This is a genomic window from Actinomadura craniellae, from assembly GCF_003289645.1.
Classification (GTDB): domain Bacteria; phylum Actinomycetota; class Actinomycetes; order Streptosporangiales; family Streptosporangiaceae; genus Actinomadura_D; species Actinomadura_D craniellae.
Genome location: NZ_QLYX01000003.1, coordinates 313,916 through 338,677 on the forward strand (window position 1 = coordinate 313,916; position 24,762 = coordinate 338,677).

At 71.5% G+C, this 24,762-nt stretch carries 28 protein-coding genes; 18 read left to right on the forward strand and 10 right to left on the reverse strand.

What is annotated here, in order from left to right; translation table 11 throughout:
* Window positions 1–99 precede the first annotated feature (99 nt).
* The 11 genes from DPM19_RS08245 to DPM19_RS08295 all read left to right on the forward strand — a co-directional run bounded on the left by DPM19_RS08245 (window position 100) and on the right by DPM19_RS08295 (window position 8,353).
* Complete coding sequence (locus DPM19_RS08245; RefSeq protein ID WP_111864349.1) at window positions 100–534, forward strand: hypothetical protein; 435 nt, start codon at window positions 100–102, stop codon at window positions 532–534.
* A gap of 60 nt (window positions 535–594) precedes the next feature.
* Window positions 595–810 carry a hypothetical protein gene (locus tag DPM19_RS08250; protein ID WP_111864351.1) on the forward strand — a complete coding sequence of 72 codons (216 nt, stop codon included), beginning with the start codon at window positions 595–597 and terminating at the stop codon, window positions 808–810.
* A 67-nt stretch (window positions 811–877) separates the two neighbouring features.
* Complete coding sequence (gene atpB / locus DPM19_RS08255; protein WP_111864353.1) at window positions 878–1,672, forward strand: F0F1 ATP synthase subunit A; 795 nt, start codon at window positions 878–880, stop codon at window positions 1,670–1,672.
* Between the two features lie 61 nt (window positions 1,673–1,733).
* On the forward strand, window positions 1,734–1,961 hold the full coding sequence (atpE, locus tag DPM19_RS08260; RefSeq protein ID WP_111864356.1) for an ATP synthase F0 subunit C: 228 nt from the start codon (window positions 1,734–1,736) through the stop codon (window positions 1,959–1,961).
* Between the two features lie 32 nt (window positions 1,962–1,993).
* A complete protein-coding gene (locus DPM19_RS08265) occupies window positions 1,994–2,548 on the forward strand; it encodes a F0F1 ATP synthase subunit B (protein WP_111864359.1) in 555 nt (184 codons plus the stop codon).
* Entirely contained in the window at window positions 2,545–3,366 is an 822-nt protein-coding gene (locus tag DPM19_RS08270; RefSeq protein WP_199484926.1) for a F0F1 ATP synthase subunit delta, read from the forward strand. The genes DPM19_RS08265 and DPM19_RS08270 overlap by 4 nt, the downstream gene beginning before the upstream one ends.
* Before the next feature lie 41 nt (window positions 3,367–3,407).
* Window positions 3,408–5,054: a F0F1 ATP synthase subunit alpha gene (gene atpA / locus DPM19_RS08275; protein WP_111864362.1), complete on the forward strand. Its 1,647-nt coding sequence runs from the start codon at window positions 3,408–3,410 to the stop codon at window positions 5,052–5,054.
* A 6-nt stretch (window positions 5,055–5,060) separates the two neighbouring features.
* Window positions 5,061–5,963, forward strand: a complete 903-nt coding sequence (locus tag DPM19_RS08280) for a F0F1 ATP synthase subunit gamma (protein WP_111864364.1) — start codon at window positions 5,061–5,063, stop codon at window positions 5,961–5,963.
* The gene (gene atpD, locus DPM19_RS08285) at window positions 5,963–7,393 is read left to right on the forward strand and encodes a F0F1 ATP synthase subunit beta (protein WP_111864367.1); all 1,431 of its coding nucleotides are present in this window, start codon (window positions 5,963–5,965) and stop codon (window positions 7,391–7,393) included. The genes DPM19_RS08280 and atpD overlap by 1 nt, the downstream gene beginning before the upstream one ends.
* A gap of 63 nt (window positions 7,394–7,456) precedes the next feature.
* On the forward strand, window positions 7,457–7,855 hold the full coding sequence (locus DPM19_RS08290; RefSeq protein ID WP_111864370.1) for a F0F1 ATP synthase subunit epsilon: 399 nt from the start codon (window positions 7,457–7,459) through the stop codon (window positions 7,853–7,855).
* A gap of 27 nt (window positions 7,856–7,882) precedes the next feature.
* Window positions 7,883–8,353: a DUF2550 domain-containing protein gene (locus DPM19_RS08295; protein WP_111864373.1), complete on the forward strand. Its 471-nt coding sequence runs from the start codon at window positions 7,883–7,885 to the stop codon at window positions 8,351–8,353.
* Window positions 8,354–8,360: 7 nt separating this feature from the next.
* Here DPM19_RS08295 and DPM19_RS08300 read toward each other — a convergent pair whose 3' ends face one another.
* The 3 genes from DPM19_RS08300 to DPM19_RS08310 form a co-directional block, all read right to left on the reverse strand.
* Window positions 8,361–9,167, reverse strand: coding sequence for a DUF4097 family beta strand repeat-containing protein (locus DPM19_RS08300; RefSeq protein WP_111864376.1), 807 nt, complete (start codon window positions 9,165–9,167; stop codon window positions 8,361–8,363).
* A 114-nt stretch (window positions 9,168–9,281) separates the two neighbouring features.
* Complete coding sequence (locus DPM19_RS08305; protein WP_111864378.1) at window positions 9,282–9,872, reverse strand: cob(I)yrinic acid a,c-diamide adenosyltransferase; 591 nt, start codon at window positions 9,870–9,872, stop codon at window positions 9,282–9,284.
* 506 nt (window positions 9,873–10,378) lie between these two features.
* Window positions 10,379–11,872, reverse strand: a complete 1,494-nt coding sequence (locus tag DPM19_RS08310) for an aldehyde dehydrogenase family protein (RefSeq protein ID WP_111864381.1) — start codon at window positions 11,870–11,872, stop codon at window positions 10,379–10,381.
* A gap of 195 nt (window positions 11,873–12,067) precedes the next feature.
* Between DPM19_RS08310 and DPM19_RS08315 the strand changes: the two genes are divergently transcribed.
* Window positions 12,068–12,580, forward strand: coding sequence for a DUF4352 domain-containing protein (locus tag DPM19_RS08315; RefSeq protein WP_158566725.1), 513 nt, complete (start codon window positions 12,068–12,070; stop codon window positions 12,578–12,580).
* 136 nt (window positions 12,581–12,716) lie between these two features.
* On the opposite strand, the gene DPM19_RS08320 is transcribed toward DPM19_RS08315, so the two are convergent.
* From DPM19_RS08320 to DPM19_RS08335, 4 genes are all read right to left on the reverse strand, one after another.
* A complete protein-coding gene (locus tag DPM19_RS08320; protein WP_111864386.1) occupies window positions 12,717–13,508 on the reverse strand; it encodes a site-2 protease family protein in 792 nt (263 codons plus the stop codon).
* 200 nt (window positions 13,509–13,708) lie between these two features.
* Window positions 13,709–14,107 carry a DUF3224 domain-containing protein gene (locus tag DPM19_RS08325; RefSeq protein ID WP_233509971.1) on the reverse strand — a complete coding sequence of 133 codons (399 nt, stop codon included), beginning with the start codon at window positions 14,105–14,107 and terminating at the stop codon, window positions 13,709–13,711.
* 108 nt (window positions 14,108–14,215) lie between these two features.
* Window positions 14,216–14,896: an endonuclease NucS gene (gene nucS / locus DPM19_RS08330; RefSeq protein ID WP_111864388.1), complete on the reverse strand. Its 681-nt coding sequence runs from the start codon at window positions 14,894–14,896 to the stop codon at window positions 14,216–14,218.
* A gap of 39 nt (window positions 14,897–14,935) precedes the next feature.
* Window positions 14,936–16,120 carry a HEAT repeat domain-containing protein gene (locus DPM19_RS08335; protein WP_111864391.1) on the reverse strand — a complete coding sequence of 395 codons (1,185 nt, stop codon included), beginning with the start codon at window positions 16,118–16,120 and terminating at the stop codon, window positions 14,936–14,938.
* Window positions 16,121–16,227: 107 nt separating this feature from the next.
* On the opposite strand from DPM19_RS08335, the gene DPM19_RS08340 reads away from it, so the two are divergent.
* Window positions 16,228–16,713, forward strand: a complete 486-nt coding sequence (locus tag DPM19_RS08340; protein ID WP_233509972.1) for a GNAT family N-acetyltransferase — start codon at window positions 16,228–16,230, stop codon at window positions 16,711–16,713.
* Between the two features lie 113 nt (window positions 16,714–16,826).
* Window positions 16,827–17,213, forward strand: coding sequence for an SCO5389 family protein (locus DPM19_RS08345; protein WP_111864393.1), 387 nt, complete (start codon window positions 16,827–16,829; stop codon window positions 17,211–17,213).
* Window positions 17,214–17,233: 20 nt separating this feature from the next.
* Here DPM19_RS08345 and DPM19_RS08350 read toward each other — a convergent pair whose 3' ends face one another.
* Window positions 17,234–18,223: an LLM class flavin-dependent oxidoreductase gene (locus tag DPM19_RS08350; RefSeq protein ID WP_111864396.1), complete on the reverse strand. Its 990-nt coding sequence runs from the start codon at window positions 18,221–18,223 to the stop codon at window positions 17,234–17,236.
* Between the two features lie 44 nt (window positions 18,224–18,267).
* Between DPM19_RS08350 and DPM19_RS08355 the strand changes: the two genes are divergently transcribed.
* The 4 genes from DPM19_RS08355 (at window position 18,268) to DPM19_RS08370 (ending at window position 21,909) form a co-directional block, all read left to right on the forward strand.
* The gene (locus tag DPM19_RS08355) at window positions 18,268–19,947 is read left to right on the forward strand and encodes a 3-hydroxyacyl-CoA dehydrogenase family protein (protein WP_111864399.1); all 1,680 of its coding nucleotides are present in this window, start codon (window positions 18,268–18,270) and stop codon (window positions 19,945–19,947) included.
* Window positions 19,948–19,970: 23 nt separating this feature from the next.
* Entirely contained in the window at window positions 19,971–20,267 is a 297-nt protein-coding gene (locus tag DPM19_RS08360) for a hypothetical protein (RefSeq protein WP_111864402.1), read from the forward strand.
* A 20-nt stretch (window positions 20,268–20,287) separates the two neighbouring features.
* Window positions 20,288–21,007, forward strand: coding sequence for an alpha/beta hydrolase (locus DPM19_RS08365; protein WP_111864404.1), 720 nt, complete (start codon window positions 20,288–20,290; stop codon window positions 21,005–21,007).
* A gap of 110 nt (window positions 21,008–21,117) precedes the next feature.
* Window positions 21,118–21,909 carry an alpha/beta fold hydrolase gene (locus DPM19_RS08370; RefSeq protein WP_111864407.1) on the forward strand — a complete coding sequence of 264 codons (792 nt, stop codon included), beginning with the start codon at window positions 21,118–21,120 and terminating at the stop codon, window positions 21,907–21,909.
* On the opposite strand, the gene DPM19_RS08375 is transcribed toward DPM19_RS08370, so the two are convergent.
* Window positions 21,906–23,279 carry an AI-2E family transporter gene (locus tag DPM19_RS08375; protein ID WP_233509973.1) on the reverse strand — a complete coding sequence of 458 codons (1,374 nt, stop codon included), beginning with the start codon at window positions 23,277–23,279 and terminating at the stop codon, window positions 21,906–21,908. The two genes, DPM19_RS08370 and DPM19_RS08375, sit on opposite strands and share 4 nt — an antisense overlap.
* A 150-nt stretch (window positions 23,280–23,429) precedes the next feature.
* The gene (locus DPM19_RS08380; RefSeq protein ID WP_111864410.1) at window positions 23,430–24,743 is read right to left on the reverse strand and encodes a DivIVA domain-containing protein; all 1,314 of its coding nucleotides are present in this window, start codon (window positions 24,741–24,743) and stop codon (window positions 23,430–23,432) included.
* Window positions 24,744–24,762 lie beyond the last annotated feature (19 nt).

The window sequence follows — 24,762 nt, forward strand, 5'->3', positions numbered from 1 at the left end:
TTTGTCCCTTACGTGATGGGTAATTGCAGGGCATCCAATAGCTTGTGATACCTTTCACGAGCAAGGGTTGAATACAAAACGTGACCGCTCGGAGCCCATATGCAGCCTTCCGACGCCCGGATTCTCCGGAGCGCCGCGATCCCGACCGCCCTCGCTGGGGTGCTCGCGGTGGTGCTCTGTGGTGTTCTGTCCGGATCCAAGGGAGTAATCGCGGCGATCATGGCGCTGGCCATGGTGTCGATCTTCTTTACGATCAGCGTGCTGGCCGTGTCCTACGCGGCGAAGATCTCGCCGCAGGCGATGCTTCCCGCCGCGCTCGGTAGCTACATCATCAAGCTCCTGGTCCTCTCCGTCGCGCTGTCCGCGCTGCAGAACGTGACCGTGTGGGACACCAAGGCGTTCGCCTGGTCGGTGCTCGCACTCACCCTGGTCTGGGTCGTCGCGGAGGCGCGGTACTTCCTGCGGACCAAGATCGCGTACGTCGATGAACCCGCCGACGGCGACGTCGAGGCGCCGGCCGGCCGGGGCTCCTGATGAGCAATGACTACTCCGATATGACCATCCCTTGCATGGCCTGCTATCGTCCGGAGCGCGATGAGCGAGCACGAACGTCGAGCCGCGGAAGAACAGCGCGCCTTCGCCGACGCACTCTGGTCGGTCCCCAGCTACCTGCTCTCAGGAATGGCGATCTGGGGCGGGGCCGGCTGGCTGCTGGCGCGGTGGACGGGCCTGGAACTCTTCTTCCCGTTCGGCCTCGTCCTCGGGATCGGGCTCGCCATCTACCTGGTCTACGTGAAGTACGGTCGCTGACCCCTCAGAGCGGCCCCGCCGCCGAGGAAGCCATCGTGATCCAACACCACACCGAAGGGAACGCCGCGTGAGCGCGCTGACGGTCCTCGCCGCCCCAGCCGAGGAGTTCAAGGCCCCGGGGCCCGAACTCTTCGAATTCCCGCCGCTGTTCGCCGGCGGCCCGGAATGGCTGACCAAGCCGGTGGTCTTCGCCGTTGTCGGCGCGCTCCTGGTGTGCGTGCTGGCGTGGAGCGCCTTCGCCAACCCCAAGCTGGTGCCCCGGGGCATGCAGAACCTCGGCGAAGTCGGCTACGTGTTCGTTCGCGACCAGGTCGCCCGCCCGTTCCTGGGCAAGGACTCCGATCGCTGGATGCCCCTCCTGCTCTCGCTGTTCTTCCTGATCTGGACCTGGAACATCATGGCCGTGGTGCCGGTGATCCAGTTCCCGATCGCCTCGCACATCGCCTTCCCCGTGGTGCTCGCGATCAGCATCTACCTGCTGAAGATCTACCTGGGCATCAAGCACCAGGGCTTCAAGGGTTACTTCGGCGACATGATCCCCAAGGGCCTGCCCAAGGCGACCTACGTGCTGCTGATCCCGATCGAGTACCTCTCGACCTTCGTGCTGGCGCCCTTCACGCACGCGGTGCGACTGTTCGCCAACATGTTCGCCGGTCACATCATCCTGGCCTTCTTCAGCCTGGTGGGCTTCTGGTTCCTGTTCGAGAAGCCGACCCCGCTGGGCGTGCCCCTGGGCGTGGTCGGGGTGATCATGACCATCGTCATGACCGGCTTCGAGATGTTCATCCAGTTCCTGCAGGCCTTCCTGTTCACGATGCTCGCCGCCATGTACATCGGCAGCGGGCTGCACGCGGACCACTAGAACCGGCTCGACCCATCAGACCGGTGGATCCCCCACCGGCCGACAGAAAAGGAATGAACCAATGACGGGAGTCCTCGCCGCGGTCGAAGGCAACATCGGCGCCATCGGCTACGGCCTGGCCGCGATCGGCCCTGGCATCGGTGTCGGCATCATCTTCGGCCAGGGCGTGAACGCGATCGCCCGCCAGCCCGAGCTGACCGGTGTGATCCGCCAGAACATGCTGCTGGGCTTCGTTCTTACCGAGGCGCTGGCGCTGATCGGTCTGGTCGCGCCGTTCATCTACGGCTGATGCGATCCATTCTCTGAGGGAGGGACGCGGATATGTACACGGCAGCCGGACTGCTGGCGGAAGAAGCGAACAACCCTCTGCTCCCGCACACCTATGAGCTGGTCGTCGGCATCTTCTCCTTTGCCGTCGTCGTCCTCGTCGTAGGAAAGATGCTCGTCCCGCGCATCCAGAAGACGCTGGAGGAGCGGACCGAGGCGATCGAGGGCGGGCTCAAGCAGGCCGAGGTCTCCCAGAAGGAGGCCCAGGCCACGCTGGAGCAGTACCGCTCCCAGCTCGCCGAGGCTCGCAAGGAGGCCGGCCGGCTGCGTGAGAAGGCCCGCGAGGAGGGCGCCCAGATCGTGGCCGAGATGCGCGAGCAGGCCCAGGCCGAGGCGCGCCGCATCACCGAGTCGGCCCAGGCGCAGATCGAGGCCGAGCGCCAGCAGGCGCTCACCCGGCTCCGCGCCGAGGTCGGCGCCCTGTCGGTCGAGCTGGCCGGCAAGGTCGTCGGCGAGTCGCTGGAGGACGAGGCCCGGCAGCGGCGCGTCGTCGACCGGTTCCTCGAGGAGCTCGAAGGCCGCACCCGCGCCGGTGAGCAGGTCTCATGAGCAGCGCTCTGGGCGCCGTGAGCAGGGCGTCGCTGGCCGAGGTGAAGGAGCGGCTGGAAGCCCTCGTTCCCTCGGCCGACCTCGCCGTGCTCGGCGGAGAGCTGTTCGGGGTGCTGAACCTGATCGACCGGGAGCACGGCCTGCGCCGTGCCCTCGCCGACCCGGCGCGGGCCGGCGACGCCAAGGCGGCTCTGATCGAGGGCCTGCTCGACGGCAAGGTGTCTCCCGCCGCGGTCGCGCTGGTCGCGGACGTGGTGCGGCTGCGCTGGTCGCGGCCGTCCGAGCTGGCCGACGCGGTCGAGACCCTGGCGGTCACGGCCGAGGCCGCGCGGGCCGAGGCCGACGGCCGGATCGACGACCTGGAGGACGAGCTGTTCCGGTTCTCCCGGGTGGTCGAGGGCGAGCCGGAGCTGCGCTCCGCGCTCACCGACCCGGCGCTGCCCGCCGACCGCAAGCAGGGTCTCCTCGAGGCGCTGCTCGCCGGCAAGGCCACCCCCTCGACGCTGCGGCTCGTCACCGAGGTCGTGCTGCGCCCGCGGGGCCGTAGCCTGGAGAGCGGGCTGGCCGAGTACGGCCGGGTCGTGACCCAGCGGCGGCAGCGGCTGGTGGCACTGGTCCGCTCGGCGGTCGATCTCACCGAGGCCCAGCGCACCCGGCTGGCCGCCGTGCTGGCCGCGGCGTACGGCCACGAAGTACACCTGAACATCGAGCTCGACCCGACGGTGGTGGGCGGCCTGTCCATCCAGCTCGGCGACGAAGTAATCGACGGCACGATCGCGGGGCGGCTGGACGACGTCCGCCGCCGGCTCGCAAGCTGAGCCCGGCGCGAGCCGACCTTTAAGGGAGCAAGAGAGGAATCATGGCGGAGCTGACGATCCGTCCGGACGAGATCCGGAACGCGCTGGAGCGCTTCGTCCAGTCGTACGAGCCTGAGGCGGCCGCGCGGGACGAGGTCGGCACCGTCGTCGATTCCGGCGACGGTATCGCCCACGTTGAGGGCCTGCCCTCGGCGATGGCGAACGAACTCCTCGAATTCGAGGACGGGACCCGTGGCCTGGCTCTGAACCTGGACGTGCGCGAGATCGGCGCCGTTGTCCTGGGTGACTTCAGCAAGATCGAGGAGGGCCAGAAGGTCCGCCGCACCGGCGAGGTCCTCTCGGTCCCGGTCGGCGACGGCTTCCTGGGCCGCGTCGTCGACGCGCTGGGCAACCCGCTGGACGGCAAGGGCGCCATCGAGTCGGCCGAGCGCCGCGCGCTGGAACTGCAGGCCCCGACCGTCGTGCAGCGGCAGTCGGTGGGCGAGCCCCTGCAGACCGGCATCAAGGCGATCGACGCGATGACGCCGATCGGCCGCGGCCAGCGGCAGCTGGTGATCGGTGACCGGCAGACCGGCAAGACGACGATCTGCATCGACACGATCATCAACCAGAAGGAGAACTGGCTCTCCGGCGACGAGAAGAAGCAGGTCCGCTGCATCTACGTCGCGATCGGCCAGAAGGGCTCCACGATCGCCAACGTGCGCCGCACCCTGGAGGAGGCCGGCGCGCTGGAGTACACCACGATCGTGGCGGCTCCCGCCTCCGACCCCTCGGGGTACAAGTACATCGCGCCCTACACCGGGTCCGCGATCGGCCAGCACTGGATGTACCAGGGCAAGCACGTCCTGATCGTCTTCGACGACCTGTCGAAGCAGGCCGAGGCCTACCGCGCGATCTCGCTGCTGCTGCGTCGCCCGCCGGGCCGCGAGGCGTACCCCGGTGACGTCTTCTACCTGCACTCCCGGCTGCTGGAGCGCTGCGCGAAGCTGTCGGACGACATGGGCGCCGGCTCGATGACGGGTCTGCCGATCATCGAGACCAAGGGCAACGACGTGTCGGCGTTCATCCCGACCAACGTCATCTCCATCACCGACGGCCAGTGCTTCCTGGAGACCGACCTGTTCAACCAGGGCGTCCGGCCGGCGATCAACGTCGGTGTCTCGGTCTCCCGGGTCGGTGGCTCCGCGCAGGTGAAGGCGATGCGGAAGGTCGCCGGTACGCTCCGGCTGGCGCTGTCGCAGTACCGTGACCTGGAGGCCTTCGCGGCCTTCGCGTCCGACCTCGACGCCGCCTCCCGGGCGCAGCTGGAGCGCGGCGCGCGGCTGGTCGAGCTGCTCAAGCAGCCGCAGTACAGCCCGTACCCGGTGGAGAAGCAGGTCGTCTCGGTGTGGTCGGGCACGACCGGCCAGCTCGACGACGTGCCGGTGGCCGACATCAAGCGCTTCGAGGCCGAGTTCCTCGACTACGTCGAGCGCAACGCCGGTGACCTGCTCGCCGCGATCCGGGAGACCGGCCAGCTCTCCGACGACGCCCTGGAAGCGCTGGAGTCCGGGATCACGGACTTCAAGAAGGAGTTCCAGGTCAGCGAGGGCGGCACGCTCGTCGAGGACGAGCCGGCCACCCCGATCGACGAGGGCGCCGTCGGCCAGGAGACCATCAAGGCGACCACCGTCACCAAGAAGGCCTGATCGGCGATGGGTGCACAGCTTCGCCAGCTTCGACGGCAGATCAGGTCGGTCAAGTCGACCGCCAAGATCACGCGTGCCCAGGAGCTGATCGCCACCTCGCGCATCGTCAAGGCGCAGGAGAACGTGCGGGCCTCCCGCCCGTACGCCGACCAGATCACGCGGGCGCTGTCCGCGCTGATCAGCCACCGGGTCGGCATCGGCCACCCGCTGCTCAAGGAGCAGCCGGAGGACCGGCGCAGCGCGGTGCTGATCATCACCAGTGACCGCGGGTTCGCCGGCGGGTACAACGCCAACGTGCTCCGCGAGGCCGAGTCCCTGGTCGCGCGGCTGCGCGAGCAGGGCCGGGAGCCGATCCCCTACGTCATCGGGAACAAGGGCATCACCTGGTACCGGTTCCGGGGCCGGGAGATGGCCGAGCAGTGGAGCGGGTTCAGCGACCGCCCCGACTTCCCGAGCGCCGAGCGGATCGGCCGGCGGCTGGCCGAGGACTTCCTCAAGACGGACGAGGAGGGCGGCGTCGGTGAGATCCACGTGGTCTACACCGAGTTCGTCTCGATGCTGACCCAGCAGGTCCAGGTCCGGCGGCTGCTGCCGCTGGAGGTCGTGGAGGAGGCCGCCGACGAGGTGCTGCCGACGTACGACTTCGAGCCCTCGGCCGAGGCCGCGCTGGACCTGCTGTTGCCGAACTACATCGAGAGCCGGATCTTCCACATGCTGCTCCAGTCGGCCGCGTCCGAGCACGCGTCCCGGCGACGGGCGATGAAGTCGGCGACCGACAACGCGAACGAACTGATCGGGCTCTACTCGCGTCAGGCCAACCAGGCGCGGCAGGCCGAGATCACCCAGGAAATCAGCGAGATCGTCGGGGGCGCCAACGCGCTTGCCGAGTCGAGCGCGGGGAGTGACTAATGACTGCTCAGGTAGAGACGACGACGGCGACCGGGCGCGTCGTCCGAGTCATCGGCCCGGTCGTCGACGTGGAATTCCCCGCCGACGCCATGCCGGAGATTTACAACGCCCTCCACGTCGAGGTGACGCTGGGGGAGGAGACCAAGACGCTGACGCTCGAGGTCGCCCAGCACCTCGGCGACAACGTGGTGCGCGGCATCTCGATGCAGCCCACCGACGGCCTGGTCCGCGGCGCGGCCGTCGCCGACACCGGCAAGCCGATCTCGGTGCCGGTCGGCGACGTGACCAAGGGCCACGTGTGGAACGCCCTGGGCGAGTCGCTGGACGTTCCCACGGCCTCCCTGGAGGTCAACGAGCGCTGGGGCATCCACCGCAGCGCCCCGCCCTTCGACCAGCTCGAGTCGAAGACCGAGATGCTGGAGACCGGCATCAAGGTCATCGACCTGCTCACCCCGTACGTCAAGGGCGGGAAGATCGGGCTGTTCGGTGGTGCGGGCGTCGGCAAGACCGTCCTCATCCAGGAGATGATCCGCCGGGTCGCCAAGAACTTCGGTGGCACCTCCTGCTTCGCCGGTGTCGGCGAGCGCACCCGTGAGGGCAACGACCTCTGGGTGGAGATGGACGAGGCGGACGTCCTCAAGGACACCGCCCTGGTGTTCGGCCAGATGGACGAGCCGCCGGGCACCCGGCTCCGGGTGGCGCTGTCCGCGCTGACCATGGCCGAGTACTTCCGGGACGTCCAGAAGCAGGACGTGCTGCTGTTCATCGACAACATCTTCCGGTTCACCCAGGCGGGTTCGGAGGTCTCCACGCTGCTCGGCCGCATGCCGTCGGCGGTGGGTTACCAGCCGACGCTGGCCGACGAGATGGGTGTGCTGCAGGAGCGGATCACCTCGACCCGGGGTCACTCGATCACCTCGATGCAGGCGATCTACGTCCCCGCGGACGACATCACCGACCCGGCCCCGCACACCACGTTCGCGCACCTCGACGCGACGACCGTGCTCTCCCGGGCGATCACGGAGAAGGGCATCTACCCCGCGGTGGACCCGCTCGACTCCACCTCGCGGATCATGGACCCGCAGATCATCGGCCAGGACCACTACAACGTGGCCCAGGAAGTGATCCGGATCCTGCAGAAGTACAAGGAGCTGCAGGACATCATCGCGATCCTCGGTATCGACGAGCTGTCCGAGGAGGACAAGGTCACGGTCAACCGGGCGCGGCGCATCGAGCGTTTCTTGTCGCACCCGATGTTCGTGGCCGAGGCCTTCACCGGTCAGCCCGGTGTGTTCGTGCCGCTGGAGGACACGATCGCCTCGTTCAAGGCGATCGCCGAGGGCAAGTACGACCACATCCCCGAGCAGGCGTTCTTCATGTGCGGCGGCATCGAGGACGTGGAGAAGAAGGCCAAGGAGCTGGAGAAGTAATCCGCTCCCGGCGGGCCGGGGCACCGAGTGCCCCGGTCCGCTCCGTCATCCGGAGGAATTCACGTGGCAACCCTGAAGGTCGGGCTGGTCTCACCGGAGCGTGAGATCTGGTCCGGCGAGGCCAAGCAGGTGGTCGCGCAGACCATCGAGGGCCAGCTCGGCATCCTGGCGGGTCACGCCCCGGTGCTCGGCGTCCTCCTCGACGGCAGCGTAGTGAAGATCCAGCCCGCCGACGGCGGCGACGAGGTCGTGGCGATGGTCGGCAGCGGGTTCTTCTCCGTGGCCGACAACGAGGTCGCCATCCTCGCCGAGCAGGCGGAACTGGCCGGCGAGATCGACGTTGAGGCGGCGCGGCTCCAGCTGGAGCAGGCGCTGGCCGGCGACGGCGACGGCATGAACGACGTGTCGGTGACCCGGCGGCGCGCTGAGGCGCGGCTGCGGGCCGCCGGGCACGAGTCCTAGCGAAACCCGGCAGCGGGGGCCGCGGCGATGGGGGGCGTGATCGCCGAGGGTGGGGAACTGCTCCAGGAGATCGGTGGGGTGCTCGCCGCCGTCGTCCTGGCGGTGGTCCTGGTCTTCGTGGTCCTGTCCGCCCGGCGCTGGCTGTTCGAGCGTAAGGGCGGCACCGTGGAGTGCAGCCTGCGCCGGCTACCGGCCGGCGGCGAGCCCGGCGTATGGCGGCTCGGGATCGGCCGGTACAAAGGCGACGAGCTGCACTGGCACCGTGTCTTCGGTTTCCGGTCAAGGCCCCGGCAGGTGATTCACCGCCGGGGCCTCGTCGTGTGCAACCGCCGGTCGCCGGAGGCCGACGAGGCGGCCCTGGTCAGCCCGGACGTCTCGATCATCGAGTTGCGCGACGGTGACTTGAACGTGGAACTGGCGATGAGCCCGGCGGCGCTGACCGGCTTCCTCGCCTGGATGGAGGCCGCGCCGCCGGGCTTCCCGGTGGAGCCCGGCTGAGCCCCGTTCAGGACGGCAGGATGGTCACGGCGCCGGAGTCGGTGCTGGCGGTGATGACCCGCGGCGAGTCGCCGTCCTGGGGGACGGTGATGCTGCGCCCCCCGCTGTCGGTGTGGGCGGTGACCCGGTATTTCACGCCGTTGTCCGGCAGTCGCACCGCGACCGCGCCGGAGTCGCTGCGCGCCTGCACGTTGGTGGGCGGGGCCAGGAACGCCAGCCGCACGGCGCCGGAGTCGGTCGTCGCCTGCACGGAGAGGACGCGCAGGCCGGTCGCGTCGATGGCGCCGGAGTCGGTGTTCAGCCGCATGGACTGGGCCTGGCCGGAGACCCTGATCCGGCCGGAGTGGGAGGTGATGTTCACCGCGGCGGCCCGCAGCCCTTCGGCCTCGACCGACCCCGAGTCGACATGGGCCCGCACCGTGCCCGTCAGCCCGACGAGCCGCAGTGGGCCGCTGTCCAGGTCCACCTGGACGGCGGTGCCCCGGGGGACCTCCACCCGGTAGCGCACCCCGCAGGCGCTGAGGCCGATGATGAGGGTGTCGCAGCGGTAGCGCAGGTCGAGGACGCCGTTCTTGACGGTGTGCGTGGGCTTGGGCCGGTCGCGGTCGGTCTTGTAGGCCAGCCGCTCGTGCACCCGGACCGTGCGCACGTCGGAGCCGACGACCTCCACCAGGTCGTGGTCGGAATCGACCTTGATCGAGGTGACGCCGGAGACGTCGTAGCGGCGGTTCTCGTACTGGGTGTCCACACCGCAACCGCCGAGCACGGCCATCGTCAGCGCGGCCGCCGTGGCCGCTCCCGTCACGCGCTTCACGTCTGCTCGCCTCCGCTGTTCGCCCCGTCCGGCACCCTTACAGCATCCAGGCTCCGTCCGGCCGGCGACAGGAGGCCCGCCCGCCGATCCGGGGTGGGGCCAACCCCACCATGCTCAGGGGCCGCCGGGCTTCCAGAGGACGTCGCCGTGGCCGGCGTTGGCGACCCGGCAGAGGATGAACAGCAGGTCGGAGAGGCGGTTGAGGTAGCGGGCGGTGAGCGGGTTGACCGTGTCGCCGTGCGCCTCGATGGCGACCCAGGCGGAGCGTTCGGCCCGCCGGGAGACGGTCCGGGCGACGTGGAGCAGGGCGGCGCCCGGGGTGCCGCCGGGCAGGATGAAGCTGCGCAGCGGTTCCAGCCGCTCGTTGTGGACGTCGCAGTCGGCCTCCAGCCGGTCGACGTAGCCGGCGTCGATGCGCAGCGGCGGGTAGGGCGGGTCGTCGACCACGGGGGCGCACAGGTCGGCGCCCACGTCGAACAGCTCGTTCTGCACCCGGCGGAGCAGTTCGACGAGCTCGGCGGGCAGGTCGCCGAGGGTTACGGCGACGCCGATGGCGGCGTTGGTCTCCTCGACGTCGGCGTAGGCGGCCAGCCGGGGGTCGGTCTTGGCGGTGCGGCTGCCGTCGCCCAGCGCGGTGCTGCCGTCGTCTCCGGTCCGGGTGTAGATCTTCGACAGCACGACCGGGGTCTCTTTGCTCTTCGCCATGCGCTCCAGCCTAGAGCGGCGTCTCGCGGGCCGGGGAGGGGGTTCGGCGCTGGACACATGGCGCCGGCATGTCAAGCCGGTGGCTTCAGGGTGGCGCAGCGTGTCGTGCGGGACCGGCGCGATACGGGCGGCGGCGAATCCGGCTGAGCCGTGGCGGTGCCGAGCCCGGGGAATCCGGGGCCCCGGGAAAGGGAACGCCCGCACCGCGGGTCGCGGTGCGGGCGTCTCGGGAGTCGGCAGCCCGGGAGGGCGGGCGGCGGCAAGGTTCTCACCGGGCCTTCTTCTTCGCCTCGGCGGCCCGCCGGGCCTCCTCCCGCAGCCGGCGTGCCCGGTCCTTCATGATGGCCTTCGCCATGTCGGGGTGCATCGCGCTCTCCTCTGTCCGGGGCCGGTGCCCTACCGGCCCGCTGCATCAAAGACTCGCGCTAAGGCACGCCGCCCACATCGGGAGAACGCCTTATCTGAGGCCCCGGCCGCGTACGGCCGGGGCCTAAGCCGGCGCCGGCCTACTTATGGCGCTTGGCGTGGACCATAGCGACCAGCCGCAGGACGCGTTCCATGTCCTTCTCGGTGCGGGAGAAGGAGACCAGGTTGGTCGGCAGGGCGAAGCGCTGCCGGGTGACGGCCTTGGAGCGGGCGAACTCGCGCAGGCCGTCGGCGCCGTGGATCCGGCCGAAGCCCGACTCGCCCACCCCGCCGAACGGCAGCGCGCCGACCATGGCGAACGCGGCGAACGCGTTGATCGAGGTCATGCCGCCGCGCAGCCGCCGGGCGGCCTCGACGGCCCGGGCCCGGCTGCCCGAGAAGATCGTGCCGGCCAGGCCGTAGGAGGTGTCGTTGGCCTTGCGCACGGCCTCGTCGAGGTCGGCGACCCGGTGCACGGTGATGGTCGGCCCGAAGGTCTCCTCGCACACCGCGGCCGAGTCGTCGGGCACGTCGGCCAGCACGACCGGCTCGACGTAGGGCCGGCGCACCGAGTCGGCGCCGCCGACCACGGCTGTGCCGCCCTTCTCCAGCGCGTCCTTGATGTGCCGTTCGATGATGTCGAGCTGGCCCGGCATGGTGATCGGCCCGTACGCGGCCTCGCGGTCGAAGCCGGGCCGCAGCTCCCGGGCCTTCTCGCTCACCTTGCCGAGGAAGGCGTCGTACACCGAGTCCACGACGTAGACGCGCTCGACGCCGATGCAGGTCTGGCCCGCGTTGGCCATGGCGCCCCACAGCGCGGCATCGGCGGCGGCGTCGAGGTCCGCGTCGGCGTCGACGATGAAGGCGTCCTTGCCGCCGCACTCGGCCACCATCGGGGTCAGGTGCTCGGCGCAGGCGGCCATCACGCGCTTGGCGGTGCGGGTGGAGCCGGTGAAGGCGATCTTGTCGGTGCCGGCCCCGGCCAGCGCCGCCCCGGTCGGGCCCAGCCCGGTGACGGTCTGGAGCACCGGCTGCTCGGGCACCGCCGTGTCGAAGATCTCGGCGAGCAGCACGCCGACGCCCGGGGTGAACTCGGAGGGCTTGAAGACGACCGCGTTGCCGGCGGCCAGGGCGTATCCGATCGAGCCCATCGGGGTGAAGATCGGGTAGTTCCACGGGCCGATCACGCCGACCACGCCGAGCGGCTGGTACTCCAGCAGGCACTTCTGGTTGATCGACATCAGGCCGGGGAAGACGGTGCGCTGGCCGAGCACCTTCTGGGCGTTGCGGGCGGCCCAGTCGAGATGCGAGATCGCCATGACCGTTTCGAGCTGGGCGTCCTGGAGTGGCTTGCCGGTCTCCTGGTGGATCAGTTCCGCCATCCGGTTCAGGTTGCGGGTCAGCGCGCCCTTGAAGTTCAGCAGGCGGGTCCTGCGTTCCGTCCAGCCCAGTTCCCGCCACCAGGCGGTGGCCTTGCGGGCGCGCTCGATGGCGTCCCGGACGGCCTGCTCGTCATGGATCGGGTGCTCGGCGACGACCTCGCCGGTGGCCGGGTTGAGCGATTCGAAGGTCGTGCGCTCCGTCGCCACGGACATGGGACCTCCCGGGAGGGACTGAGGTAAGTGTTTGCTTTCCAGTAAAGCATCCTCGGGCGCCCTGAGGATGCCATGCCCTTCTCGTGGTGGTCGCGGCCGGTTTCGGAGGCGCGAATTATCACCCAACGGAAACGTGTCACCACCTGGCGTTACCCTGGGTGCTCGCTACGCGTTTTCTGGCTGGAGGGGTTCGCCATGCGACTGAAGCTCGTCCTGCTCGCGGTCACCGCCGTCGCGCTGTGCGCCGGAGGCTGCGAACGCCGCACCGAGGTCTCCGCGTCCGCCGGAGGCGCGTACTTCTCCTCCGGCAAGGACGGGGCGTCCGGCGGGTCCGGGGCCGGGTCGGTGCGGATCGGCGCCCCCGTCCGGGACGGCGGGCTGACCTACCGGGTGACCGGCGTCCGGCCGGGGCCGCGCCGGATCGGCGCCGAGCGACCCCAGGGCCAGTACGTCCAGGTGCACCTCGCCGTCACCAACCGCGGCCGGCGGGCGCGGGACATCGGCGCGCCGCCGAAGCTCATCGCTGGCGGCCAGCGGTACGCGGCCGACCTCGGCGCCACCTTCGCCCTCGGCGACCGGGCCGGCCCGCTGTTCGAGGAGATCGGCCCCGGCGAGACCATCCGGGGGGCCGTCGTCTACGACATCCCCCGGCGCGCCCGCCCGGCCGCCGTCGACCTGGGCGGCACCCGCATCAGGCTCCGCCGCTGAGCACGTGATCCTCCAGCTTTCAGGCCGCTATGGCGCGCCGGATCCTGAAGGATCAGCGAGCAAGAGCCCTGACCTGGTGATCCTTCAGCATCCGGGGCGCTACAACGCCCCGGATGCTGAAGGATCAGCTGGCGGGCTAGCCGTTCTGCCAGAACCGGAAGAGGGCGTGGCCCAGTTGGATCGGGAACTCCTCCACGCCGAGCAGGTCGGTCAGGTGGAAGACCATGTCGAAGAAGGCGCTGTTGATCGCAGGGATCCACAGCAGGGCGATCAGACCGAAGAACGCATAGCCGCCGATCTCGGCGGCCTTGTCGCTCCAGGCGCGCGGCAGGTACGGCTCGATGATGCCGAACCCGTCCAGCCCGGGGACGGGCAGCAGGTTGAGCAGCGCCGCCGTCACCTGGAGGAAGACCAGGAAGGACAGCGCCGACCAGAAGAAGCCGCGCTGCTCGTGGATCAGGTTGGTGACCGCCAGCGCCAGCACCACCGCGAAGGCCAGGTTGGCCAGCGGCCCGGCGGCGGAGATCAGGCTGTGCCGCAGCCGCCCCCTGATCCGGTGGCGCTCGATCCACACCGCGCCACCGGGCAGGCCGATGCCGCCGAGCAGGACGAACAGCACGGGCAGCGCGAAGCTCAGCGTGATGTCGCCGTACTTGAGCGGGTTGAGCCCGAGATAGCCCTTGGCGGCGACCGTGTGATCGCCCGACCGGTACGCCAGGTAGGCGTGGCCGAACTCGTGCAGGCAGAGCGACACGATCCAGCCCGTCACCACGAACCCGAAGACGGCCAGCCGGGGCGCCATCTCCGGCGCCATGGTGACGGGGCCGTACTGCCAGGTCACCACGCCCAGCAGCACGCAGGCGCCCAGGATGCCGAGGAAGACCGGGCTGGGCCTGACCCCGCTGCGCATTTCGCTGACCGTACCCATGCCCTGCCCTTTCCTCGATCACCCGACGACCGTGAGGTTACCGGCGCCGGTGTACGACCCGCGTCAAAAGCCCCGGCCGCATCGTCCGCGCGGTAGCCCGCAGCAGACGATGTGGATCATCGCTGCCGCCCGGCTCGGGGCGGATACCGGCCCTGAGCCGGGGGCGGTGGGCCGGGACGGCTTCGCGCGGGCCGGCCGGCTCAGGCCAGGTCGTAGTCGAGGGTGAAGGAGTGGGCGCCGTCGGGGCCCACCTGGATCTGACCCTCGCCGCGGATGCCGGCCAGCTCGCCGGTGCCCGACGTCGGGACGATGACCCAGGTGAGCCACGGCCCCTCGGGACCGTCCGCGGCCTGGTGCCGGAGCACGAAGGAGCCCTTGCGGCCGTTCAGCGTGCCCTCCACCCGCTCGACCCCCACATATGCGACCGGACCGGCCGGGGTGGTGACCGTCTGGAGGTGGGCGACGCTGGTGCCCACGAGGTCACCCTTGAAGGTCTTCTCGACCTGCACCGGGGTCAGGGTCACGCCGTCGCGGTCGTCGTAGGGGTCCTTGGAGTCCCAGACGTCGATGTCGAAGGTGCCACTGGCTTTCTCGCTCATCCGCCCCATGATGCCAACCGGGTCGGACATTTCCCGCGAACGATCCCCGTCCTGTGATCCTTCTGGATCCGAGGCGCTGTGACGCCCTGAGCGCTGAAGGGCCGCGGGTCAGAAGAGGGTGTCGGCGCGTTCGATGCCGCGGAGGGCGTCGTAGTCGAGGGTGACGCAGTCGATGCCCCGGTCGGTGGCGAGCACCCGGGCCTGCGGCTTGATCTCCTGGGCGGCGAAGACGCCGCGGACCGGGGCCAGCAGCGGGTCGCGGTTGAGCAGTTCCAGGTAGCGGGTGAGCTGCTCCACACCGTCGATGTCGCCGCGCCGCTTCAGCTCCACCGCGACCGTGGCCCCGGTGGCGTCCCGGCACAGGATGTCGACCGGCCCGATCGCGGTGGGGTACTCGCGGCGGATCAGCCGGTAGCCGTCGCCGAGCGTGGTGATGTGCTCGGCCAGCAGCTCCTGTAGGTGCGCCTCGACCCCGTCCTTCTGCAGGCCGGGGTCGATCCCCAGCTCGTGGCTGGAGTCGTGCAGGATCTCCTCGATGGTGAGGATGAGCTGCTCGCCCGACTTGCCGTGCGTGACCGTCCACCGGGCGGTCGCCCCGTTCTCCGAGTACGGCTGCTCGCGCAGCGAACACGGCGGGTTCATCCAGTTCAGCGGCTTGAACGCGCGGTCGTCCGCGTGAATGGAGACCGAACCGTCGGCCTTGATCAGGACGAGCCGGGGGGCCATGGGCAGGTGGGCGGTGAGCCGTCCGACATAGTCGACGCTGCACCGCGCGATGACGAGACGCACGACCCCCAACCCTAGCCAGCCCGCGAACCTCCCGTCCGCTCAATCGAGCTCCGCGTAGCCACGGAGGTCGGCCCGCTTCGACGGGAGGTTCCAGTGGTCGAGGATTTCCGTGAAGTTGAGCCACCGCCAGGTCTCCTCGTCGAGGTCGGCAAGGGTGCGGACGGCCCGCCGCTGGACGTCGGTGAGCTCGGCGTGCGGGGGGAGCGGGCGGCGGGCGTCCGGCCCGAAGACCATGCGCAGGGCCGCCGCGGTGATGGTGAACGAGGAGGTTTCGGAGGTGCGTGACAGCCCGTCGAGCAGGGCGGCGGCGGCCTCCGGCGGTGGGTCGGCGAGTTCCGCCAGCACGGTGGCTGACAGCCCGCGGAGGTCGCCGTCGAGGAAGAGCACGCCCGAGTCCTCGGGCGGCCGGGCGGCGAACGCCGCCAGCTCGGCGATCACCTCCGGGCCGGTCGTGCCCACCCGGGCCAGGGCGATGGCCGCCGCCCAGCGGAGCACCGGCTCGCCGGCCGCCAGGTGCGGCCGGATCCGGGGGACGATCGAGGCGTCGCCGACCAGCCCGGCGGCGATGACCGCGTTCGGCTCGTCCCGCTCCAGCAGGACCGGCAGGGTGACCGCGGCCTCCTCGGGAAACCAGCCCAGCGCGTGGGCCGCGGCGGCCCGAACCCACCGGTCGGAGTCGCCGAGCAGCCCGCACAGCACCGGAACCCCGGCCCGGACGGCGTCGTAGGCGGCGAGTTCCGCCGTCGCCATCCGCCGCTCGTACGCGAAGTCGTAGCCGTCGCGGTGGAACTGCCGGGAGCGGCGCTCGCGCGCGTCGGCCGCCGCGGCGACCCAGGCGTCGATCCGCTGCTTCTCCGCCTCGGCGGTCGTCGCCTGCAACCGGGCGACCCGGGCCCGCCACTCCGCCACGGCGACCCCGCCGGGCAGGTGCCCCCCGTCGTAGCCGATGGCGAGCGCCGACAGGAGTTGCACCACGGCGTCCCGGTCGGGCGTGGCCGGGTCGGCGGCCAGTGCCAGCAGGAACGGCACGGCGGGCGCGGACGCCGGGTACCGGCTGCCCTGGTGGAAGATGTTGCCGTACAGCTCGCCGAGCGCCCCGTGGCGTTCGCTCTCGTCGGCCGAGCGCAGCTCCCGCAGCAGGCTAGGCACGTCGCCGGCCGTCCCGTACGCGTGCCCCAGCTCGCTCCACTCGACGGCGTCCAGCCCGTCCAACGGATCACTCATGCCGCGAGGATGCCAGACGGGTACGACCGTTGCGCCCGCGGTTTCGAGCGCCCCGGGGGGGGAACCGGAGGTTCCCCCGGTTCTGAGCCCGGTGGCAGACTCCTGTCGTGCACGACTTCAGGATCCGGCGGGGCGTGTCGGCGGACGAGAAGGCGCTGGCCGACCTCGATCTGCGGACGTGGGCGCCCGAGGGCTCGGTGATGCCCCGGCCCCGCCCGGGGGCCCGCTTCTTCGGGCCGAATCACTCACCCGACCAGTTCCTGGTGGCGACCCGGCGCAAGGTGATCGGTTACGTGCGGCTGGTGCAGCCGACGCCCTATCCCAGCGGCGCCCACGTCCGGCAGATCCAGGGCCTGGCCGTCGACCCGGCCGAGCAGGGGCGGGGTGTCGGGCGGGCGCTGCTGGAGGCGGCGTGCGCCGAGGCCGCCCGCCAGGGCGCCTGGCGGGTCACCCTGCGGGTGCTGTCGGGCAACACCTCGGCCCGCCGGCTGTACGAGTCGGCGGGCTTCGTGGTGGAGGGGGTGCTCTCCGCCGAGTTCCACATCGAGGGGAGCTACGTCGACGACGTCCTGATGGCCCGCCGCGTCGACTAGCGGCGGGACCCTACGCGAGTGGGAATGATTGTCAAGGTCTGGAATTCTCAGGGTCGGCTGATTAGCGTCGCAGGTGGTGGGTGCTCAGCACAGCCAGTGAAAGGAATCCCCCTATGTCCCTCGACGTTTCCCCCCAACTGCTGGAGCAGGCGGAGCGGGGCGACATCGACGACGCCGCGTTCGTCGAATGCATCCGCGAGTCCCTCCCCTACGCCTGGGGGATGATCACCGAACTGGTGGCGCGCCTCCAGGTGGACGGCGGTGACTTCGCCGACAACCAGACCCCGCCCCCGGACGAGCAGGCCCGGGGCCAACTGCTGCGGGTCCTGGCCAGCGACGCCATGCGGGGAACGCTGGAACGGCACTTCGGCATCAAGCTCGCCTTCCAGAACTGCCACCGGCTCGCCGTCTTCCCGACCGGGGACACCGAGTCGTACCGGCGTTTCGTCTCGCCGCGGTCCCAGATCCTCAACCAGTCGCCCGAGTTCCGCGACTGCTGAGCTCCCGTGCCGCCGTCCCTTCAGCCGGGGACGGCGGCGCGGACGCGCGGCAGCACCTCGGCGCCCAGCCGGGTGATGTTCTCCAGGGTGCGTTCGTGCGAGCCGGCCGCCTCGACCAGCAGGATCACCTCCCGGACGCCCGTGCGCCGTGCGGTCGTGACCAGCGACTCGACGCAGTCGTCCGGCGAGCCCACCGGGTGCAGGTCGCACAGCCGCCGGGTGTAGGCCACCGGGTCGCGCCGCTCCCGGGCCCGCCCGTCGATCGGCACGTATCCGTCCAGCCCCGGCCCCAGCCACCGCGGCATCTCGCGCATCAGCAGGTCCACCGCCGCGGCCCGGCTGCCGGCCACCTGCGCCAGGTGCGCGGACACGTGCCCGGGGCCGGGCCCGCCGTAGCGGGCGACGGCGTCCGCCCGTTCCGTGTCGCCGACATGCATGCCCAGGAGCATGGGCAGGCCGCGGGCTGCGGCCAGCGCCTCGGTGGCGGGGGAGGTGCAGGCGACGACGACCGGGGGCGGCTGCGCGGGCCGGGGCACCACCGGCACCTCGCGGAACTCGAACGTCGGCCCGGACCAGCCGACCCGCGCCGAGCCCAGCCAGGCGAGCAGCAGGTCCAGCGACTCGGCGAAGCCGGACTCGTACCGCCCGAGCCCGGTGCCGAAGACCTCCAGGTCCACCCAGGGGCCGCCGCGGCCCACCCCCAGCGTGAACCGGCCGCCGGAGACCGAGGCGAGCAGCGCCGCCTGCTCGGCGAGCGCCACCGGATGCCGGACCGGCAGCACGCTGACCGCCGTGCCCACCCGCAGCCGGGTGGTCGCCCCCAGCACGTACCCGGCCAGCGTCGTCGCGGACGGGCACACCCCGTAGGACATGAAGTGGTGCTCGGCCAGCCAGGCGGAGTCGAACCCCGCCCGCTCCGCGAGCACGGCCGCCTCGACCGTGCGGGCCAGCGCCGCGTCGTCGGACTGGCCGGGGTACCGGGCCGCGAGCAGGAAGACTCCGAAGCGCACGCCCCAGTCGTACCAGCGGGGCGCCCCTTTGGGAGACTGCGACCATGAGTTTCAGCAAGATCGGAGTCGTGGGACTGGGCACCATGGGTGCCGGGATCGCCGAAGTGCTGGCCCGGGGCGGCCTGCCCGTGGTGGGCGTCGAGATCGACGATGCGGCGCTGACCCGGGGCCGCGGCCACCTGGAGAAATCCACCGGCCGCGCGGTCGGCCGGGGCCGGCTCACCGAGGAGGGGCGGCGCGAGATCCTCGACCGGGTCGCCCTCACCACCGCCTTCGCGGACCTCGCCGGCTGCGACCTGGTGATCGAGGCAGTCCCCGAACGGCTGGAACTCAAGCGCCGCGTCTTCGCCGAACTCGACAAGGTTTGCCGCGCCGACGCCGTGCTCGCCACCAACACCTCCTCCCTGTCGGTCACCGAGATCGCGGTCTCCACCGGCCGGCCGGAACAGATCGTCGGGGTGCACTTCTTCAACCCCGCCCCGGTGATGCGGCTCGTCGAGGTGATCGGCACGGTGCTCACCGGGCCGGGCCACGTGGGCCGGGTGGCCGACCTGGTGGCGGGCCTCGGCAAGACCCCGGTGGTCGTCGGCGACCGGGCCGGGTTCGTCGCCAACCGGCTGCTGTTCGGCTACCTCAACCAGGCCGCGAACATGTACGCCGACGGGCACGCCACCCGCGAGGACATCGACACCGCGATGCGCCTGGGCGGTGGCCTGCCGATGGGCCCGCTCACCCTGATGGACCTGATCGGCCTGGACACCTGCCTGGAGGTGCTGGAGGCCGTCTACCGCGAGTCGCGTGACCGGCGGCACGCCGCCGCCCCCGTGCTGCGGGAACTCGTCACCGCCGGGCTGCTCGGCCGCAAGACCGGCCGCGGCTTCTACTCCTACGGCGAGGCCGAGCCGGCCCGGGAGCCGGAGAGCACCGTCGAGCAGCCGCTGGTCGGCGTGGTCGGCTCCGGCCCGCTGGCCGCCTCGATCGTCGCCGCGGCCGCCCGCGCCGGTAGCGAGGTGCGGTTCGTGGCCGGTGACGCCGAGCGGGCGCGGGGCGTCCGGTCCGCGCTGGAGGCCGCGCTCGCCGACCTCGCGGGCGCCGAGCGCGCCGCCGCGCTGGCCCGGGTCGACGGCGGCCAGGACCTGGCCCTGCTGGCCGACTGCGACCTGGTCGTCGAGGCGGTGGCCGAGGACGTCTCGGTCAAGCGCTCGCTGTTCGCCGCGGTCGACGACGTCGTCAAGGCGGGCGCGGTGCTCGCCACCACCACCTCCACCACCCCGGTGATCGAGCTGGCCACGGCCACCGACCGGCCCGCCGACGTGGTCGGCCTGCACTTCGCCGAGCCCGGCGGCCGGCTGGTGGAACTGGCCGCCACCGTGCTGACCGCCCCGGAGGTGGCCGAGCGCGCCGCGGCCCTGGCCGGACGGCTCGGCCTGACCCCGGTGCGCTGCCGCGACCGGGCCGGCTTCATCGTCGACGCGCTGCGCTTCCCCTACCTCAACGACGCGGCCGGGATGCTCGGCTCCGGCTACGCCGGCGCCGACTCGATCGACGCCGCCATGACGCTCGGCTGCGGCTACCCCGCCGGGCCGATCGCCGAACTGGACCGGCTGGGTCTCGACCGGGCGGTGGCGGTGCTGGACGCCCTGTACGCCCAGACCCGGGAGCCCGCGCTGGCCCCCGTCCCGCTGCTGACCGAGCACGTCGTCGCGGACCGGCCGCTGCGCTGATCACCGCCCTTACCCTGGAAACCATGAGCCCCCGCAGGAACCGCCGCGACGGCGGTCCCGACGAACGCCCTCCGGGTGGCGGCGCATGGCTTGAGCGGACCGAGGACGGCCCGGACGGCGAGTGGATCGTCCGGGTCGTCTCCGGGGCGAGCGCGGTCAAGGCGTACCGCTGCCCCGGCTGTGACCAGGAGATCCCCCCGGGCACGGGCCACCTGGTGGCCTGGCCCGCCGACGTCGGCAGCATCGAGGACCGCAGGCACTGGCACCAGCCCTGCTGGCGGGCCCGGACCCGGCGGGGTCCCACCGGACGCCGGTTCTGACCGGCACAGAGAGGACGGGCATGGGCGACATCCGGGCGAGCACGGTGCTGCCGGCACGGCGCGAAGAGATCATCCTGCACACCACGGACGGGCTGGAACTGGTCGGCGAACTGGCGCTGCCGCCCGACGGCCGCCCGCCGGCGGCGACCCTGGTCTGCCTGCACCCGCTGCCCACCGCCGAGGGCATGATGGACAGCCACGTGCTGCGCAAGGCCTCCTACCGGCTGCCCGCGCTGGCCGACGTGGCGGTGCTGCGCTTCAACACCCGGGGGACGTCCTCGGCCCGCGGCACCAGCCAGGGCGAGTTCGGCGGGGGCGAGACCGAGCGGTACGACGTGGCGGCGGCGCTGGAGTACGTCGAGTACCACGACCTGCCCCGCCCCTGGCTGCTCGGCTGGTCGTTCGGCACCGAACTCGCACTGAAGTGGGGGCGCGACCCGCTGGTGGCGGGGTTGCTGTTGCTGTCCCCGCCGCTGCACCGGGCGTCCGACGCCGACCTCGACGCGTGGGGGGCCGACGGCCGTCCGGTGGTGGCCCTGGTGCCCGAGCACGACGACTACCTGCGGCCCGCCGAGGCGCGCGCGCGGTTCAAGCGGATCCCGCAGGCCGAGGTGGTGGCGGTGGACGGGGCCAAGCACCTGTGGGTCGGCGAACCCTACGTGCGCATCGTGCTGAACGAGATCGTCCGGCGGGTCGCCCCGGCGGCGCATCCGTTGCCCACGGAGTCACCCGACGCGTAAACACCGGCGGCCGATCGCGGCCACTTCGCCCGCGGTTCGGGCACCGGGGGATGACGGGCGCGGCAATCAGCGGTTAATGTCCGGGGGCGACCGAGGAGGTCCGGCCCAGCATGAGCGTGCAGTTGTATGCCAGGGACGTCGGAGGCGGAACGCCACTCGTGCTGCTGCACGCCTTCCCCCTCTCCTCCGCGATGTGGCTGGCGCAGCGTGAAGGGCTGGCCGGGCGGTTCCGGATCGTCACCCCCGACCTGCGCGGTTTCGGTGGTTCCCTGCTGGGCGCCGACGAGCCGTCCATCGACGCGATGGCCGACGACGTGGCGCTGCTGATGCGCCGCCAGGGCATCGCCCGGGCCGTGGTCGGCGGGCTCTCCATGGGCGGGTACGTGGCCATGGCGCTGGCCCGCCGGCACCCCGACCGGCTGCTCGGGCTGGTCCTGGCCGACACCAAGGCGAGCGCCGACACCGAGGAGGCGCGGCGCAACCGGCTGCGCCAGGCCGAGGTGATGGAGGCCGAGCGGTCTGTGCGGGTCCTGGTGGACGAGGGGCTGCCCAACCTGCTCGGCCCCACCACCTTCCGGCAGCGGGCGCTGGTCTACGGGCGGGTGCGCGGGCTGATGCAGGCCACCCCGGCCGGGGCGGCGGCCTGGGCGCAGCGGGCGATGGCGGCCCGGCCCGACGCGTTCGGGACGCTGCGCGACACCCGGGTGCCGGCCCTGGTGCTGGTCGGCGACGAGGACCGGCTGACCACCGAGGACGACGCCCGGGCCATGACCGAGGCCCTGCCCAACGCCGAACTGATGGTGATCCCCCGGGCCGGGCACCTGTCGGCGATCGAGCAGCCCGACCTGTTCAACCAGGCCGTCGCCGAGTTCGTCTCGGCGCTGGCCCGCACCGCGCGCTAAAGGGTCTCCTGGCGCGGGACGACGACCTCGCGGACGATGAGGGCGATCGCGGCGGCGGTGGGGATCGCGAGCAGCGCGCCGACGATGCCCAGCAGTGCGCCGCCCAGCAGCGCGGCGATGATCGTGACGGCGGGCTGGACGTCGACCGCCCGTTTCATCACCCGCGGATGGATGAAGTAGTTCTCCACCTGCTGGTAGAGCAGGAAGAAGATCACGCAGATGATCCCGACGGCCGGTCCCTGGAAGAACGCCACCGTGCAGACCAGGATCGCGCCGATCGTCGCGCCGACCAGCGGTATCAGTGCGGTGAGCCCGACGAACAGGGCGAGCGGCAGCGCGAACGGGATGTCCATGATCAGCATGAAGACGTACGCCACGGTCCCGGCGATCGTCGCCACCGTGATCGTGCCGGCCACGTAGCCGCCGATCCGGAGCAGGACCTCGTCGCCGAGCAGCGCCACCCGGGCCCGCCGGGAGCGCGGCGCGAGCCGGTAGAAGAAGGTCTTGATCGTGGGCAGCGAGGCCAGGAAGTACAGGGTCAGGATCAGCACGGTGAAGACGCTGAAGAGACCGCTGACCACCCGCCGGCCCACCCCGACGATGCCGTCCAGCGCGGTCTGCCCGAAGTCCGGGCTGGCCACCGCCTCCTGGGCCTTCTTCAGCACCTCGTACCGCTGGTCGAACTCCCGGATGCTCTCGTTGCGCTGCAACTGGGCGATGTAGGTGGGCACCTCGTCGATGAACTCGGTGATCTGGTGGGTGAGCGGCGGCACGATCGCCGAGCCGAAGCCGACGAACACCAGGATCACCCCGACGAACACCACGCCCACCGAGGCCCGCCGGGACAGCCGGGTGCGCTGCAGCGCCTCGACCGCCGGGTTGAGCCCGATGGCCAGGAACATCGCCACCACGATCAGCACGATCACCTGGCGGGCGCTGGTGATGGCCTGGATCAGCATCCAGGCGGTGAACACGCCGAGCGCCCCGATGAAGCCGAAGACGAACGGGTGGGCCTTGCCCAGCGGCTGGCCCGGGCGGCCGAAGGGGGACATCTTGTCGGCCCCCGCCTCCCGCTTGCGCTGCTCCAGGTCCTCCAGTGGGTCGGGGGCGTGCAGGGTCTCCACCGGCGGGGCGGCGGGCTTCGCCGGGGCCACGGTGGGGGAGACGTCGTGGGCGACCGGGACGGGGTCCGTGGCGGTGACCGGCGGGTCCTCCTCGGCGGGTTCCTCGTCCGGTGGCGTCTGGACCACCGCGGGGTTGTCGACGGTCGGTACGCGCTCGCCCTCCCCGGTGCCGGTGGGGGCGTCCTCGGCGGGCGGTTCGGTGGGCGGCGCGCCGAGGTTGCTCTCGTGGGGGGTGTCGTTGGGCACGCCGTTCTCCTCGTCGAAATGGATCGCCGCACGTTGCCGTGGACGCCGAAAAGCCTAGAGGGACTTTCCCCCTAGGCTTCAGGGCCATGCGGACCGACGCCGGTCCGGGGACGGAAGGTCGTCTCCGGACCGGCGGAGTTCAGTCCCAGGTCACTCCTGCCACCAGTCTTCGTCGTCGTCCTTCTTCGGCTTGGCGGCGGGCGGGGCGGCCTTGGCCTTGGCGGCGGCGGGCTGGCGGGCCGGTGCGGGGGCGGGCTTGGGCTCCGGCGCGGACAGGGCCGGCTTCTCGGCCGGAGCGGAGACCGCCTCGGGCTCCGGCATCATCGGCGACACACCACCGATGAGCTGGCGCAGCTGGTTGAGGTGGCTGGTGATGCCGTCGCGCTGGCGGGTGAGCTCGTCGACCTGGCGCTGCGCGGCGGTGCGGATGCGCTCGGCCTCGGCCTTGGTCTCGGCCAGCAACTGCTCGGCCTGCGACTTCGCCTCGGCGATGACCTGGTCGGAGTTCTTCCGGGCGTTGGCCATGAGCTGCTTGGCGTGCGAGTCGGCCTCGCGCCGGGTCTGCTCGGCCTGCTGGGTCGCCTTGGCGGCCCGCTGCTCGGCGGAGGCCGCACGCTGCTCGGCCTCGGCGACGAGCTTCTGCGTGGCGGCCTGGGCCGCGGCGTGCCGCTCGGCGTCCTGCCGGTCGGCCTCCTCGCGACGGGCGGCGAGCTGGATCTCGAACTCGGCCTCGGCCTGGGCGCGCTGGGCCTCGCTCTCCTCCAGGATGCGCTGGGCCTGGGCCCGCATCTCGTCGGCCTGCCGCTTGGCGGTGGTGAGGATCTCGTCGCGCTCGCGCTTGGTCGAGGCGCGCAGCTGGGCGACCTCGCGCTCGGTGGTCGTGCGGAGCTTGGCGATCTCGCGCTCGGCGGAGGCGCGCTTCTCGGCGACCTCGTGGTCGGCGGTGGCGCGGAGCTTGGCGACCTCGCGCTCGGTGGTGGAGGTCAGCTCGTCGGCCTCGCGGCGGGCGGAGGTGCGGACCTCCTCGGCCTCCCGCTCGGCCGCGTTGCGCATGTCGTCGCCCTCGCGCTGGGCGGTGGCGCGGAGCTCGGCCGCCTCGTTCTCCACCGTGGCGCGGAGTTCGGCGGCGTCGACCTTGGCGGCGGCCTTGATCTCGTTGGCTTCGGACCGGGCGGCCTGGACGAGCTCGGTGGCCTGCTCCTCGGCGAGCCGCAGGAGCTGTTCGATGCGGGCGCCGAGGCCGGAATAGGTCGGGCGCTCCTGCTCCTGAAGCTGCCGGTGAGCGTCGGACAGCTCGCGCTGCAGAGCCTGGGTCTGCTCGCGAGTTTGCCGGACCTCGTTCTCGAGCTGCTTGATCTGCTCGTCGACCTGGTGCCGGTCGTAACCGCGAAGCACCACGTCGAACTCGCGCGGGGGCGTCTCTTCGAAGAAGTTGCTGAGCTGGGCGTCGATGTCGGACTGCATGTGGCTCAATCCTGGCTGT

Coding starts and splice junctions, on each gene's coding strand:
- DPM19_RS08280 (WP_111864364.1), top strand. CDS start 5,061: ATGGGTGCACAGCTTCGCCAGCTTCGACGGCAGATCAGGTCGGTCAAG.
- DPM19_RS08320 (WP_111864386.1), bottom strand. CDS start 13,508: ATGGGTACGGTCAGCGAAATGCGCAGCGGGGTCAGGCCCAGCCCGGTC.
- DPM19_RS08270 (WP_199484926.1), top strand. CDS start 2,545: ATGAGCAGCGCTCTGGGCGCCGTGAGCAGGGCGTCGCTGGCCGAGGTG.
- DPM19_RS08325 (WP_233509971.1), bottom strand. CDS start 14,107: ATGAGCGAGAAAGCCAGTGGCACCTTCGACATCGACGTCTGGGACTCC.
- DPM19_RS08360 (WP_111864402.1), top strand. CDS start 19,971: ATGAGCCCCCGCAGGAACCGCCGCGACGGCGGTCCCGACGAACGCCCT.
- DPM19_RS08310 (WP_111864381.1), bottom strand. CDS start 11,872: ATGTCCGTGGCGACGGAGCGCACGACCTTCGAATCGCTCAACCCGGCC.
- DPM19_RS08335 (WP_111864391.1), bottom strand. CDS start 16,120: ATGAGTGATCCGTTGGACGGGCTGGACGCCGTCGAGTGGAGCGAGCTG.
- DPM19_RS08355 (WP_111864399.1), top strand. CDS start 18,268: ATGAGTTTCAGCAAGATCGGAGTCGTGGGACTGGGCACCATGGGTGCC.
- DPM19_RS08305 (WP_111864378.1), bottom strand. CDS start 9,872: ATGGCGAAGAGCAAAGAGACCCCGGTCGTGCTGTCGAAGATCTACACC.
- atpA (WP_111864362.1), top strand. CDS start 3,408: ATGGCGGAGCTGACGATCCGTCCGGACGAGATCCGGAACGCGCTGGAG.
- DPM19_RS08250 (WP_111864351.1), top strand. CDS start 595: ATGAGCGAGCACGAACGTCGAGCCGCGGAAGAACAGCGCGCCTTCGCC.
- DPM19_RS08265 (WP_111864359.1), top strand. CDS start 1,994: ATGTACACGGCAGCCGGACTGCTGGCGGAAGAAGCGAACAACCCTCTG.
- DPM19_RS08315 (WP_158566725.1), top strand. CDS start 12,068: ATGCGACTGAAGCTCGTCCTGCTCGCGGTCACCGCCGTCGCGCTGTGC.
- atpD (WP_111864367.1), top strand. CDS start 5,963: ATGACTGCTCAGGTAGAGACGACGACGGCGACCGGGCGCGTCGTCCGA.
- DPM19_RS08380 (WP_111864410.1), bottom strand. CDS start 24,743: ATGCAGTCCGACATCGACGCCCAGCTCAGCAACTTCTTCGAAGAGACG.
- atpE (WP_111864356.1), top strand. CDS start 1,734: ATGACGGGAGTCCTCGCCGCGGTCGAAGGCAACATCGGCGCCATCGGC.
- DPM19_RS08295 (WP_111864373.1), top strand. CDS start 7,883: ATGGGGGGCGTGATCGCCGAGGGTGGGGAACTGCTCCAGGAGATCGGT.
- DPM19_RS08370 (WP_111864407.1), top strand. CDS start 21,118: ATGAGCGTGCAGTTGTATGCCAGGGACGTCGGAGGCGGAACGCCACTC.
- DPM19_RS08365 (WP_111864404.1), top strand. CDS start 20,288: ATGGGCGACATCCGGGCGAGCACGGTGCTGCCGGCACGGCGCGAAGAG.
- DPM19_RS08245 (WP_111864349.1), top strand. CDS start 100: ATGCAGCCTTCCGACGCCCGGATTCTCCGGAGCGCCGCGATCCCGACC.
- DPM19_RS08345 (WP_111864393.1), top strand. CDS start 16,827: ATGTCCCTCGACGTTTCCCCCCAACTGCTGGAGCAGGCGGAGCGGGGC.